Annotated in this window: 13 protein-coding genes; 8 read left to right on the top strand and 5 right to left on the bottom strand. The window is 68.9% G+C overall.

Annotated features, from left to right (window positions below; translation table 11 throughout):
* Nucleotides 1-77 precede the first annotated feature (77 nt).
* The 3 genes from QQX02_RS04185 (at nucleotide 78) to groL (ending at nucleotide 2,906) form a co-directional block, all read left to right on the top strand.
* Nucleotides 78-374: a DUF3263 domain-containing protein gene (locus tag QQX02_RS04185; protein WP_301141415.1), complete on the top strand. Its 297-nt coding sequence runs from the start codon at nucleotides 78-80 to the stop codon at nucleotides 372-374.
* A gap of 9 nt (nucleotides 375-383) precedes the next feature.
* Nucleotides 384-1,010 carry a LytR C-terminal domain-containing protein gene (locus QQX02_RS04180; RefSeq protein WP_301141414.1) on the top strand — a complete coding sequence of 209 codons (627 nt, stop codon included), beginning with the start codon at nucleotides 384-386 and terminating at the stop codon, nucleotides 1,008-1,010.
* A 270-nt stretch (nucleotides 1,011-1,280) separates the two neighbouring features.
* Nucleotides 1,281-2,906, top strand: coding sequence for a chaperonin GroEL (gene groL, locus QQX02_RS04175; protein WP_301141413.1), 1,626 nt, complete (start codon nucleotides 1,281-1,283; stop codon nucleotides 2,904-2,906).
* 183 nt (nucleotides 2,907-3,089) lie between these two features.
* Here groL and QQX02_RS04170 read toward each other — a convergent pair whose 3' ends face one another.
* The 3 genes from QQX02_RS04170 to QQX02_RS04160 form a co-directional block, all read right to left on the bottom strand.
* Nucleotides 3,090-3,365: a DUF4031 domain-containing protein gene (locus QQX02_RS04170; protein ID WP_301141411.1), complete on the bottom strand. Its 276-nt coding sequence runs from the start codon at nucleotides 3,363-3,365 to the stop codon at nucleotides 3,090-3,092.
* 40 nt (nucleotides 3,366-3,405) lie between these two features.
* Nucleotides 3,406-3,699 (bottom strand): WXG100 family type VII secretion target, encoded by a 294-nt coding sequence (locus tag QQX02_RS04165; RefSeq protein WP_301141409.1) that lies wholly within the window; start codon nucleotides 3,697-3,699, stop codon nucleotides 3,406-3,408.
* Nucleotides 3,700-3,849: 150 nt separating this feature from the next.
* Entirely contained in the window at nucleotides 3,850-4,569 is a 720-nt protein-coding gene (locus QQX02_RS04160; RefSeq protein WP_301141407.1) for an HD domain-containing protein, read from the bottom strand.
* A gap of 160 nt (nucleotides 4,570-4,729) precedes the next feature.
* On the opposite strand from QQX02_RS04160, the gene QQX02_RS04155 reads away from it, so the two are divergent.
* Nucleotides 4,730-5,113: a cold-shock protein gene (locus QQX02_RS04155; protein WP_301141406.1), complete on the top strand. Its 384-nt coding sequence runs from the start codon at nucleotides 4,730-4,732 to the stop codon at nucleotides 5,111-5,113.
* A gap of 8 nt (nucleotides 5,114-5,121) precedes the next feature.
* Nucleotides 5,122-6,132 carry a DUF3027 domain-containing protein gene (locus QQX02_RS04150; RefSeq protein ID WP_301141404.1) on the top strand — a complete coding sequence of 337 codons (1,011 nt, stop codon included), beginning with the start codon at nucleotides 5,122-5,124 and terminating at the stop codon, nucleotides 6,130-6,132.
* Nucleotides 6,133-6,176: 44 nt separating this feature from the next.
* On the opposite strand, the gene QQX02_RS04145 is transcribed toward QQX02_RS04150, so the two are convergent.
* Nucleotides 6,177-7,013, bottom strand: a complete 837-nt coding sequence (locus tag QQX02_RS04145) for a CAP domain-containing protein (protein WP_301141402.1) — start codon at nucleotides 7,011-7,013, stop codon at nucleotides 6,177-6,179.
* Nucleotides 7,010-8,134, bottom strand: a complete 1,125-nt coding sequence (serC, locus tag QQX02_RS04140) for a phosphoserine transaminase (protein ID WP_301141400.1) — start codon at nucleotides 8,132-8,134, stop codon at nucleotides 7,010-7,012. The genes QQX02_RS04145 and serC overlap by 4 nt, the downstream gene beginning before the upstream one ends.
* Before the next feature lie 42 nt (nucleotides 8,135-8,176).
* On the opposite strand from serC, the gene manA reads away from it, so the two are divergent.
* From manA to QQX02_RS04125, 3 genes are read left to right on the top strand one after another with little or no spacing between them, the layout of a single operon-like run.
* Complete coding sequence (gene manA, locus QQX02_RS04135) at nucleotides 8,177-9,343, top strand: mannose-6-phosphate isomerase, class I (RefSeq protein WP_301141398.1); 1,167 nt, start codon at nucleotides 8,177-8,179, stop codon at nucleotides 9,341-9,343.
* A 5-nt stretch (nucleotides 9,344-9,348) separates the two neighbouring features.
* Entirely contained in the window at nucleotides 9,349-10,683 is a 1,335-nt protein-coding gene (locus QQX02_RS04130) for a UDP-glucose dehydrogenase family protein (protein WP_301141396.1), read from the top strand.
* The gene (locus QQX02_RS04125) at nucleotides 10,680-11,402 is read left to right on the top strand and encodes an iron dependent repressor, metal binding and dimerization domain protein (protein ID WP_301141394.1); all 723 of its coding nucleotides are present in this window, start codon (nucleotides 10,680-10,682) and stop codon (nucleotides 11,400-11,402) included. Before QQX02_RS04130 ends, QQX02_RS04125 begins: the two co-directional genes overlap by 4 nt.
* Nucleotides 11,403-11,540: the final 138 nt, after the last annotated feature.

Genomic DNA, 11,540 nt, shown 5'->3' with positions numbered 1-11,540 from the left:
GCCGATGCGTCTGAATGACATCTGTGTAGTTCGCCGGTAGTCTGATGGACACGTCAACGAGCAGGAGGAGGCCGCCCATGGGTGAAGTCGCACGCGTGGATGACGCGCCAGTCGTCGACCAGCTGTCCGAGCGCGACGCCGAGATCCTCCGCTTCGAACGCAAGTGGTGGAAGTTCGCAGGTGCCAAGGAAGACGCCATCCGCGACATGTTCGGCATGAGCAGCACGCAGTACTACCAGGTGCTGGGCGCGCTGATCGACGATCAGGCCGCGTTGGCGTTCGACCCGATGCTCGTGAAGCGACTGCGCCGCATGCGGTCGGCCCGCCAGCGCGGACGCGCCACGCGCGCGTTCGATGCGGCCGCGCTTCGCTAGAGTGACCCCGTGCCCCAGCAATATGAGCGCGACGAGTTCGACGAGATAGCCGCCGAGGGCGGCCCCGTCGGCGTGCACCGCGCCCCCCGCCCATGGTGGACCCGCGTGCTCCCGCCGCTCCTGGCCTTCATCATCGCCGGCGCCGTCGCCTTCGGCATCGCCACACTGCTCTGGAACCGGGACATCGTGGGAGGGGCTGACCCATCGCCCACTCCGACCGTCACCGTGGCTCCCACGGACGAGCCGTCCGGCACGCCGAGCCCCACGGCCACTGCTCAGCCGCCCGTCGAGTCTGAGGCCCCGGAGCCTTCTCCCACGCCGAGCGAGACGGAGGAACCCGAGCCCGCGATCCTGTTCGACGCACAGGTGCACGTGCGCAACGGGGCCGGCGTTCAGGGCCTGGCAGGCGACCAGCAGGCGATTCTGGTGGACGGCGGCTACACCAACACCGAGGCGAACAACATTTCGTCGAGCCTGATCCCAGACGACGCGAACATCGTGATCTACTCCGAGGAGCGGCTGGCCGACACGGCCGCTGACGTCGCGGAGCGACTGGGCATCGACCGGGTCGAGATGGATGACACCCCTGGCGGTGCGGAGATCGAAGTGCTGCTCGCGTCAGAACCGGGCGCCTGACCTCCTCCCCGCTGCCACGAGTAGCCTCGCCGCCGCGCGCCCGACTGGGTGAGCGCATCGGCGCTATGCCTCACGCGAAACCGCCGGGGCAGGGTTTGCACTCGGAGGGGGAGAGTGCCAGAATCGCACTTAGCACTCTCGACATGAGAGTGCTAAAAATCGGCTCCCGGGTCGAGGTGCAGGTTCGTGGCGTGAAGGGAACGCTTCGAGCGGCATCGTCCGTCGCGGGCGACTCGGAGCCACCACGCATCGAAAGAGGACTACTGACCCATGGCAAAGATTATTGCCTTCGATGAGGAGGCCCGCCGCGGCATGGAGCGGGGCATGAATGCCCTCGCCGACGCCGTCAAGGTGACCCTCGGCCCCAAGGGCCGCAACGTCGTGCTTGAGAAGAAGTGGGGAGCCCCCACGATCACCAACGACGGCGTCTCGATCGCCAAGGAGATCGAGCTCGAGGAGCCGTTCGAGAAGATCGGTGCCGAGCTCGTCAAGGAGGTCGCCAAGAAGACGGACGACGTCGCTGGCGACGGCACCACCACCGCCACCGTGCTCGCTCAGGCGCTCGTCCGCGAGGGCCTGCGCAACGTCTCGGCCGGCGCCAACCCGATCGCACTCAAGAAGGGCATCGAGAAGGCGGTCGCGGCCGTGACCGAGGAGCTTCTCGCTTCCGCTGTGGAGATCGAGACCAAGGAGCAGATCGCGGCCACCGCCGGCATCTCCGCCGGTGACCCCGACATTGGCAACCTCATCGCCGAGGCGATGGACAAGGTTGGCAAGGAAGGCGTCATCACCGTCGAGGAGGCCTACCAGTTCGGACTCGAGCTGGAGCTGACCGAGGGCATGCGCTTCGACAAGGGCTACCTCAACCCGTACTTCGTCACTGACGCCGAGCGCCAGGAAGCCGTGCTCGAGGATTCCTACGTGCTGCTGGTCGAGTCGAAGATCTCGTCGCTCAAGGACCTGCTGCCCATCCTCGAGAAGACGATGCAGGCGGGCAAGCCGCTCACCATCGTCGCCGAGGACGTGGATGGCGAGGCCCTCGCGGCGCTCGTGGTCAACAAGCTGCGCGGCAACCTCAAGGTCGTCGCCGTCAAGGCTCCCGGCTTTGGCGACCGCCGCAAGGCGATGCTGCAGGACATGGCGGTCCTTACGGGCGGCCAGGTCATCTCGGAGTCCGTCGGCCTGTCGCTGGAGAGCGCTGGTCTCGACATGCTCGGCCAGGCCCGCAAGGTCGTCGTCACCAAGGACGACACGACCATGGTGGACGGCGCTGGTGCAGAGGACCAGGTCGAGGGGCGGGTCAACCAGATCCGCGCCGAGATCGAGAACTCGGACTCGGACTACGACCGTGAGAAGCTCCAGGAGCGTCTCGCCAAGCTCGCCGGCGGCGTCGCCGTCATCAAGGCGGGCGCGGCCACCGAGGTCGAGCTCAAGGAGCGCAAGCACCGCATCGAGGACGCCGTGCGCAACGCCAAGGCGGCTGTCGAAGAGGGCATCGTCGCCGGTGGTGGCGTGGCCCTGATTCAGGCAGGCACCAAGGCGCTCGCCGGCCTGCACCTCGAGGGTGACGAGGCCACCGGTGTTCGCATCGTGGAGCTCGCCATCACCGCACCGCTGCGCCAGATCGCCGTGAACGCCGGCCTCGAGGGCGGCGTCGTGGTCGAGAAGGTCAAGGGACTGCCGATCGGTCACGGCCTCAACGCCGCGACCGGCGTCTACGAGGACCTGCTCGCTGCGGGCGTCAACGACCCGGTCAAGGTCACGCGGTCTGCTCTGCAGAACGCCGCGTCGATCGCCGGCCTGTTCCTGACCACCGAGGTGGTCGTCGCGGACAAGCCCGAGCCGGAGCCGTCAATGCCCTCCGGCGGCGGCGACATGGGCGGCATGGGCTTCTAAGCTCGTCCGCACGCGCTGTACTCGAAGGCCCCCGGGAGCGATCCCGGGGGCCTTCGTGCGTCTGGCGTGAGGCCAGGCGGCCGATGCGCGGCACACGGATGGTTGACGCCCGCGGGTGCCCTCTTCTGCGCTGTCCGGCGCTGTCCCGTGTCCGCCGCGCGATCGCCGTCAGGCAGTCGTCCCTCAGCTGCGACCGTGCCTCTCGGCTGCCGTCACCCGCAGCCCCGACGCGCGCAGGCGACGGACCAGCTCGCGCGAGTCCACCGGCACCGCACCCATCTCGACCAGACGCGGGTACATCTCTGCGGGCACGTCGACATGATCTCTGTCGAACGCTCGTTCAGGTATCCCAGCCCTCGCCGCGAACGCGAGCAACTCGTCGACAGAGGAGTCGGATACCAGGTGCCCCCACACCTTTCCGTGGCGGGGCCACAGCGGCGGATCGAGGTAGATGGCCATCCGGCGAGAGTACGCCCACGACCCGGCGCCTGACGGCTCGCTACCGTGCAGTGAACAGCCGTGCCGCGGTGTCCTCGGCGGTCTGATACTGCTCCGCGGCCTGGGACAACGCGACGGTGAGCGCATCGAGCGCCTGCTCGACCTGCACCTGGGCGCCCCGCCACTGGTCGAGAACTCCGGCGAAGGCCGCCGCCGCGCCGCCCTGCCAGGAGCCCTCGAGGGCGGTCAGGTGGCCCATCATGGCGGCCACTTCGCCACGGATGCTCTCGGCGGAGCCGGAGGCGAGGGCCGATGCGGCGGCCACCTCGGCGGCGTCGACGTGATAGCGGGTCATGGGGCGTCCTCCTCGGGTCGAAGCGCGACGGTCGTCGCGACTGGACCCGACGCTAGGGGAGCCCGCGGATGCGCGAGAGGGCGGGGACCCAGGCCTGTGGACAACGCCCGGACCCTGGGCGCGGTGACGCACCGGGGCTCGGCAGGCGCGCTAGGTGGCGCGCGAGGAGGTTGCCATCTCGCGGTCGATGCGCGTCAACTCCGCCGTCAGGTTCTCTCTGGCCTGACGCTCCCACCCGCGACCGAGCGGGCTCGTGTAGAGCGGCGACCGGGAGAGGAGGCGGCCCACGATCGCCCGTCGGGCCTCGAGATAGTCGTGCGCGGGGATGTGCGCATACTCCTCGCGCACCTTGTTCAGGTACTGCCGGTAGCGCTGGGGATCCGACGCGAGAATCGCGAGATCTGCGTCCGACAGCACCGCGCTGTCGCTGCCGTCGCCCGGTGCGGAGTGGCGGGCCAGCCCCTCCACCATGGTGGCGACGGCCTCGACGGCCGCCGCGGGCACTCCGAGACCTGCCAGCTCGGTTCGTGCCAGCTCGGCGCTCGCGGCCTCGTCCTCTCCTCCGCGGTGCGCGTAGGCCGCGGACTCGGCGGCGTCGAAGATTGCGCCGTGGTACCACGCAGCCAGCCGGACGGCGTCAAGGTTGTGGGTCTCCTGCTTGAGCTCGTCGACATGCTGCAGGAGGTCGACCAGGTGAGCGACGCCGTGGTAGCTCCGCTCGGGCTCGCTCCATCGCTCGAGCAGGCGGCGCGCGGCAGCCTCGACCTCGTGCAGCGGGGCGGTGCCGCCCGCGCCGGTCACCGAGCGCGCAAAGGATGGGACGAGCCACGAGGAGACCTCGGACGGGGACATGTGAACCTCAGTTGCCATCGACGTGCATGATCCCCTCAGTGTGGCCCCGACCGCCCGTGCTGGCAACGCACGCCGCGGCGCGCCTCAGTGGCGCCTCCGCGCATCGGGCGTCTGGCCGCCCATGGGTAGACTGGGAGTGCGCCGAATTCGCGGCGCCTGAGCAATACGCGAGGTTGATGTGCCCACCGGCAAAGTGAAGTGGTTCGACACCGACAAGGGGTTCGGCTTCATCGCGAGCGACGACGGCGATGAGGTCTTTCTGCACGCCTCGGCGCTGCCGGCCGGAGTGACCGCACCCCGCCCCGGCTCCCGCGTCGACTACTCGGTCGCCGACGGCAAGCGCGGTCCGTCCGCCATGACCGTCACGATCCTCGAGTCGGCTCCCACCGTGTCTCAGGGCATGCGCAAGAGCCCCGATGACATGACGGTGATCGTGGAGGATCTCATCAAGATGCTCGACGGCGTCTCGACGGCGCTTCGCACGGGCCGCTATCCCGACCAGGCCAAGGGGCAGAAGGTCGCATCCGTGCTGCGCGCCGTCGCCGACCAGTTGGAGGCTTGAGCCCGCCGATGGATGCTGTGCTGGAGAAGGCCGTCGACCTCGCCTATGACGCCGCAGTCGAGGCTGCGGGGGACCGTGACGCCGTGGGGGCGCACGTGTCGGCCTCTGACGACGCCGACCGGCTCCTGACTCACCTCTTCGCGTGCACCCTTCCGGGGTACCGCGGCTGGGTCTGGGCCGTGACGCTCGCCCGCCCCCCGCGCGGCCGGGACGCGACCGTCTGCGAGGCTCACCTGATCCCTGCGGACGACGCGTTGCTCGCACCGTCATGGGTGCCGTGGGCCGATCGCGTGCGCCCGGGGGACCTCGAGCCCTCCATGGTCCTGCCGATGATCATCGAGGACCAGCGACTGATGCCGGGCTACGAAGCGACCGGCGAGGACGCCGACGCACTCGAGATCTGGGAGCTGGGACTCGGCCGCGAGCGGGTGCTCGCCCCCGAAGGTCGCGACAGCGCTGTGGAGCGCTGGTACCGCGGATCGCACGGCCCCACCGCGGCATCGGCGATCGCCTCGACCGCGCCCTGCTCGACGTGCGCCTTCTTCGTTCCGCTGTCAGGCGCGATGCGTGTGGCCTTCGGAGCATGCGCGAACGAGTGGTCGCCGTCGGACGGCCGAGTGGTATCCATCGACCACGGCTGTGGAGCCCACTCGCAGACGGATGTCGAGAAGCAGGTCTCGAAGTGGCCGGCGCCCGATCCCGTGATCGACACCGACGCGGCGGATGCGGTCCGCTTGGACGAGGCAGACAACGCAGGCGAGGCAGACGAGCCCGAGCAGTCGGAGCAGCCGGAGCCGACAGATCAGTCGGACGAAGCCCCGCAGCCGGAGTCGAGCCCGACTGATGGCGTTGTCCCGGGCGACGATGCTGGCGCCCGCGAGGCCTCGCAGGCTGCAGGGGAGTCGCTCGACCAGACGGATCATGCACCCGAGGCGCAGTCAGAGCCCGATGCGCACGGTGCTGGTGTCGATGACGTGGACAGCCCCATCGACGATGAGGCTCAGCGCGACGATCGCTGATCCGTTCCGATCGTGACGCGCAGGCGACAGGTGCGCGCGTCAGGTCAGCGGAAGTTCGCGGTGGTGTAGACGGCGTTGCCGTTCGCCGTCGTCGCGGTGCCCGCGCCCATGGTGGAGTAGCTCGGGTTCATGATGTTGCGGCAGTGGCCGCCTGAGTACATCCACCCCGCGTGGGCCTTGTTGACGGCGGTGCCCACCGAGATCCCGCCCGAGGAGCCGCTGACGGCGACGTTCTCCGCACCGGGACGGTTCGGGTTGTGCGCCAACGCGCCGCCGGTGCCCGAATCGTCACGGCCCGCCATCGACTGCGACCAGCTGGTCGCGGCGGACGCGAGGCTTCCCGACCAGGACATGGCGCTCACGCCGATGCGCGCGCGCTCCTTGTTGGCAGCGGTCAGCAGGCCCTTGACCGAGCCGCCTGCGGAGTAGGGCGACGAGGGCGAGGCGCAGTACGCGTCGGAGGACTGGCGCGGGGCCGGCTTCGAGGCCGACCCGGACCCGGACGAGGCGGAGGTGGAACCGGACGATGCGGAAGCGGAGCCGCCCCCGGACCGCGTTGCTGCGGCCTGCGCGACGGGCGCCGGCTCGGGTTCGGGCGCGAACGACACAGAGATCTGCGGAACGGCGTCCGCCGCGCTCGACTCGACCTGCGGCGCGACGACTGCGGGGAGCACGTCGCTGGTGTCCTCGAACACCGCCACCTCTTGTGCGGTCTGGTCGGCGGGCGCAGTGGCGGGGGTGGTCACCGTGTCGGGCGCGAAGTTCGCGGCGAGCGTTCCACCGACGCCGGCGATGACGAGCGGAACGGCCGCCAGCAGGAAGGTCGAGAGGGGTCGAAGACGGGGTCGTCCGGTCCCTGGGACCTCCTGCGGTGCGCTCATGTCCTCAATCTCTCCACTATCCAGTCGATGCTGCTCGTGAGCGCGGAGACGTCGTCCGGATCGACGGCCGGGAACATTCCGACACGGATCTGGTTGCGCCCGAGCTTGCGGTACGGATCGATATCCACGACCCCCTGACGGCGGAGAATCGTGCGCAGAACGGACGAATCCACCGAGGGGAGCAGGTCGACAGTAGCCACGACGGAGGAGCGTGCAGAAGTCCTTGTGACAAAGGTCTCAGCGTATTCAGCGGCATCCGCCCACTGATAAATGCGGCGAGCCGACTCGCTGGTGCGTCCGGTGGCGAACGCCATGCCGCCGTTCTCATTCAGCCACCGGAGCTGCTCAGCCATCATGACCAGCGTGGCGACGGCGGGGGTGTTGAGGGTCTGGTTGGCGCGGGAGTTCTCCAGCGCGGTGGCGAGGTCCAGCGTCGCGGGGATCCAGCGGTCGGACGCGGCGATCCGTCCGATGCGCTCGATGGCAGCGGGTGACACCAGAGCGAGCCACAGCCCACCGTCGGAGCCGAAGCTCTTCTGGGGGGCGAAGTAGTAGACGTCGGCCTGGGTCACGTCGAGCGTCAGTCCGCCCGCCGCCGATGTGCCGTCGATCACGGTGAGAGCGTCGCCGATTCCGTCCGGACGCACGGCCGGTGCCATGGCGCCTGTGGAGGTCTCGTTATGGGGCCATGCGTAGACGTCGATCCCCTCGGAGGGTCGGGGAACGGCGATGTCGCCCGCAGGAGCCTCGATCACATCGGAGTCCTCCAAGAAGGGCGCGGACGCGGTGGCCTTGGCGAACTTCGCGCCGAACTCTCCGAAGGCGCAGTGCTGGGCACGCCTCTCGACCAACGAGAACGTGGCCGCATCCCAGAACGATGTCGAGCCGCCATTGCCGAGGATCACCTCGTAGCCGTCGGGCAGCGAGTAGAACGCGCTCAGACCGGCGCGCACCGCACCGACGAGGTCTTTGACCGGCGCCTGGCGGTGTGAGGTGCCGAGTATGCGCGGCTGCGAGTCGACGATGGCCTGGACCTGTGCGTCTCGCACGCGCGACGGGCCCGACCCGAAGCGGCCGTCGCGAGGCAGGAGGTCGGCGGGAATGACGAGTTCTGGCGACATGGGCTCAGAGTAGTGGCGGTCACGCCTGGCACACTGTCGTGCATGCACCGAATCACGCCTGCACTCCGCGATTACGCCTGGGGAACGACAGACGACATTCCGCGCCTCCTGGGCATCGATCCGACAGGCGGGCCCGTGGCAGAGGCGTGGTGGGGCGGGCACCGAGACGCGCCCTCGTTGGCGAATGTCGGGGGAGACCTGATCGGCCTCGACTCGCTCATCGCGGCCGACCGTGACTCGTGGCTCGGCACTGACGCGGCATCCCGATGGGACGGGCGCCTGCCGTTCCTCCTGAAGGTCCTGGCGATCGCGCGGCCATTGTCGATCCAGGTGCATCCCGACCTCGAGCAGGCACGGGCCGGCTTCGAGCGCGAGCGCACCCGCGATTCCGATGCCCCACGGGACTTCCATGACGCATGGCACAAGCCGGAGATGGTCGTCGCGCTCACGCCGATGACGGTGCTTGCCGGCGTACGCCCGATCGACGACCTTCGCGCGGATCTCGACGCGCTCGGCACGGCTGGTGCGGCTCGGCTCGCCGCGGCGCTCTCCGGCGATGTGTCGGACTTCATCTCTCTCGCGCTCACCGGAGGCGGGGATGAGGAGACGCTCGCCGCTCTCGCAGCACGCGGCCGCTCGGCGCCTGCGGGTTCGTCCTTGCGCGTGAGCGCCGATGCGCTGGGCGAGTTCCCCGGTGATGCCGGTGCGCTCGTGGCGCTCGCACTCAATGTCGTCCAGCTGCGTCCGGGGGACGCCGCCTACACCGGAGCGGGAGTTCTTCACAGCTACCAGTCGGGCGTAGGGATCGAGGTCATGGCGAACTCCGACAACGTGGTTCGCGCCGGGCTCACTCCCAAGCACGTCGACGTCCCGCTCCTCCTCGAGCTCGCGTCGACGTCTCCTGCGCCCGTCGCACGCCCCCAGGTGATGCAGGACGGGCCCGTGACCACCTACCTGACCCAGTCGGACGAGTTCGCGCTCACGGTGGTCAGCGACGGTCGGGTGGAGATCCCCGCAGGTCCGCGCGTCGCGCTCGTGGTCGAGGGGGAGGCGTCCATCTCATGCGACGACGCGAGCGAACGGCTGGCGTGCGGGCAGGCCGTCGTCGCGGGCCACAGCGACGGGACGATGCGCGTGAGCGGCCATGGAATGACAGTGATCGCGCACCTTCCCCAGAGTTCACCAAGACTCGGTGCGGCGGTATCGTAGGCGGCATGTCAGAACGCATCTCCGTCATTGGCACCGGCTACCTCGGAGCCACCCACGCCGCAGGAATGGCCGAGTTGGGTCATGAGGTGATCGGGGTCGACGTCGACGCCGAGAAGATCGAGCGGCTGAGTCGCGGCGAGGTGCCGTTCTATGAGCCTGGCCTGCCCGAGCTGCTCCGCAAGCACGTCGAGTCCGGGAGGCTGCGCTTCACGACGGACATCCGCGAGGCCGCGGAGTTCGCCGACGTCCACTTCATCGGCGTCGGCACCCCGCAGCTCAAGAGCGGCTACGGCGCGGACATGGTCTATGTCGATGCAGCGATCGACGCTCTCGCGCCGCTGCTCACGCGACCCTCCGTCATCCTGGGCAAGTCGACCGTGCCCGTGGGAACGGCCGCACGGCTCGCCGCACGGGTGCGTGAGTTGGCTCCCGTCGGCGATGACGCCCAGCTGGGGTGGAACCCGGAGTTCCTGCGCGAGGGGTTCGCCGTCGAGGACACTCTGCGTCCCGACCGGCTCGTCCTGGGAGTGGACCCGGTCCAGCCTGGGCGGATCGAAGAGGTGGCCCGACGCGTGTATGCGGACGCCCTCGCACGGGAGACGCCGATCGTCGTGACGGATCTGGCGACTGCCGAACTCGTGAAGGTCTCCGCGAACGCCTTCCTCGCGACCAAGATCTCGTTCATCAACGCCGTCGCCGAGGTATGCGATGCGACCGGCGCGGATGTGAAGGACCTGGCGGACGCGATCGGATACGACGACCGCATCGGCCGGAAGTTCCTGGGCGCCGGTCTGGGTTTCGGAGGCGGCTGCCTGCCGAAGGACATCCGGGCCTTCATGGCGCGCGCAGGCGAACTCGGGGTCGATCAGGCGCTGACGTTCCTGCGCGAGGTGGACGCCGTCAATCTGCGGCGTCGCCAGCACGTGGTCGAGCTCGCGGAGCGGGAAGTCGGCGGAAGCCTGGTCGGCGCGCGCATCGCGGTCCTGGGTGCGGCCTTCAAGCCCGACAGCGACGATGTGCGGGACTCGCCGGCTCTCGACGTCGCCGGCCAGCTGCACCTCGCTGGGGCACACGTCCGGGTCCATGACCCCGAGGGCATGGTCAACGCCGCGCGCGTGTGGCCCACGCTCGACTTCGCTGAGTCGCCGCAAGGCGCGGTCCAGGACGCCGACCTGGTGATCCTCGCGACCGAGTGGCGCCAGTTCCGCGACCTCGATCCCGAGGAGGTGGGACGCCTGGTGGCTCACCGCCGCATCATCGACGGCCGCAACTGCCTCCCCGCTGAGCGATGGATTGCGGCAGGCTGGACGTACCGGGGGTTGGGACGGCACTCGGGTTGAGCGACCTGATCGACACCACCGAGATGTATCTGAGGACCATCTACGAGCTCATCGAGGATGGTGTGACGCCGATGCGCGCACGCATCGCGGAGCAGCTCGGGCACTCGGGGCCGACGGTGTCGCAGACCATCGCGCGGATGGAGAGGGACGGACTCGTGGTCGTCTCGTCGGACCGCCGCCTCGAGCTCACCGATGTGGGGCTGCAGACGGCCGTGCGGGTGATGCGCAAGCACCGCCTCGCCGAGCGCCTGCTCATCGACGTCATCGGGCTCGAGCTGCCGTACGTCCACGAGGAGGCCTGCCGGTGGGAGCACGTGATGAGCGACCGGGTGGAGCGCCGGCTGCTCGAGCTGCTGGACACCCCGAGGTTCTCGCCGTACGGCAACCCCATCCCTGCACTGGGCGAGTTGGGGGTCATGGATGACCCTGATGGGCCTCCAGCGGCCGAAATCTCGCTCGATTCGGCCGCAGAATCGGGAATTTTCGAACTGACTGTGACGCGCATCGGCGAGAACCCGCAGGCTGCTGACGGGTTCCTCGTCGAAGCGATCAGAGCTGGACTGGTACCAGGGGCGACGGTGCGAATCATCCTTGAGGATGATGCGGTGCTGGTGACCACCCTGACGGGGTCGGTGGCAGTGTCGAGGGAGGCCGCGCGGCACCTCTTCGGCCATCCTCGACTTGGCGAATCATCACGAATTGGTAACATGGACGTCTAGTACATAGAAGAGCACGCACCCGCGGGCCCCGGAGATGGCATTGGAACTGACGAAAAGTTTCACTCGCTGGGCCTCGGAACATCAACGCACGGACTGTGCGGAAGGAACGTGATTTTGAAGTACGGATACATGCGCGCC

The sequence above is a fragment of the Demequina muriae genome (assembly GCF_030418295.1).
GTDB lineage: Bacteria > Actinomycetota > Actinomycetes > Actinomycetales > Demequinaceae > Demequina > Demequina muriae.
This window is presented reverse-complemented; position numbering and strand designations above follow the sequence as displayed.

Coding starts and splice junctions, on each gene's coding strand:
- QQX02_RS04185 (WP_301141415.1), top strand. CDS start 78: ATGGGTGAAGTCGCACGCGTGGATGACGCGCCAGTCGTCGACCAGCTG.
- groL (WP_301141413.1), top strand. CDS start 1,281: ATGGCAAAGATTATTGCCTTCGATGAGGAGGCCCGCCGCGGCATGGAG.
- QQX02_RS04170 (WP_301141411.1), bottom strand. CDS start 3,365: ATGGCCATCTACCTCGATCCGCCGCTGTGGCCCCGCCACGGAAAGGTG.
- QQX02_RS04165 (WP_301141409.1), bottom strand. CDS start 3,699: ATGACCCGCTATCACGTCGACGCCGCCGAGGTGGCCGCCGCATCGGCC.
- QQX02_RS04160 (WP_301141407.1), bottom strand. CDS start 4,569: ATGGCAACTGAGGTTCACATGTCCCCGTCCGAGGTCTCCTCGTGGCTC.
- QQX02_RS04150 (WP_301141404.1), top strand. CDS start 5,122: ATGGATGCTGTGCTGGAGAAGGCCGTCGACCTCGCCTATGACGCCGCA.
- QQX02_RS04145 (WP_301141402.1), bottom strand. CDS start 7,013: ATGAGCGCACCGCAGGAGGTCCCAGGGACCGGACGACCCCGTCTTCGA.
- serC (WP_301141400.1), bottom strand. CDS start 8,134: ATGTCGCCAGAACTCGTCATTCCCGCCGACCTCCTGCCTCGCGACGGC.
- manA (WP_301141398.1), top strand. CDS start 8,177: ATGCACCGAATCACGCCTGCACTCCGCGATTACGCCTGGGGAACGACA.
- QQX02_RS04130 (WP_301141396.1), top strand. CDS start 9,349: ATGTCAGAACGCATCTCCGTCATTGGCACCGGCTACCTCGGAGCCACC.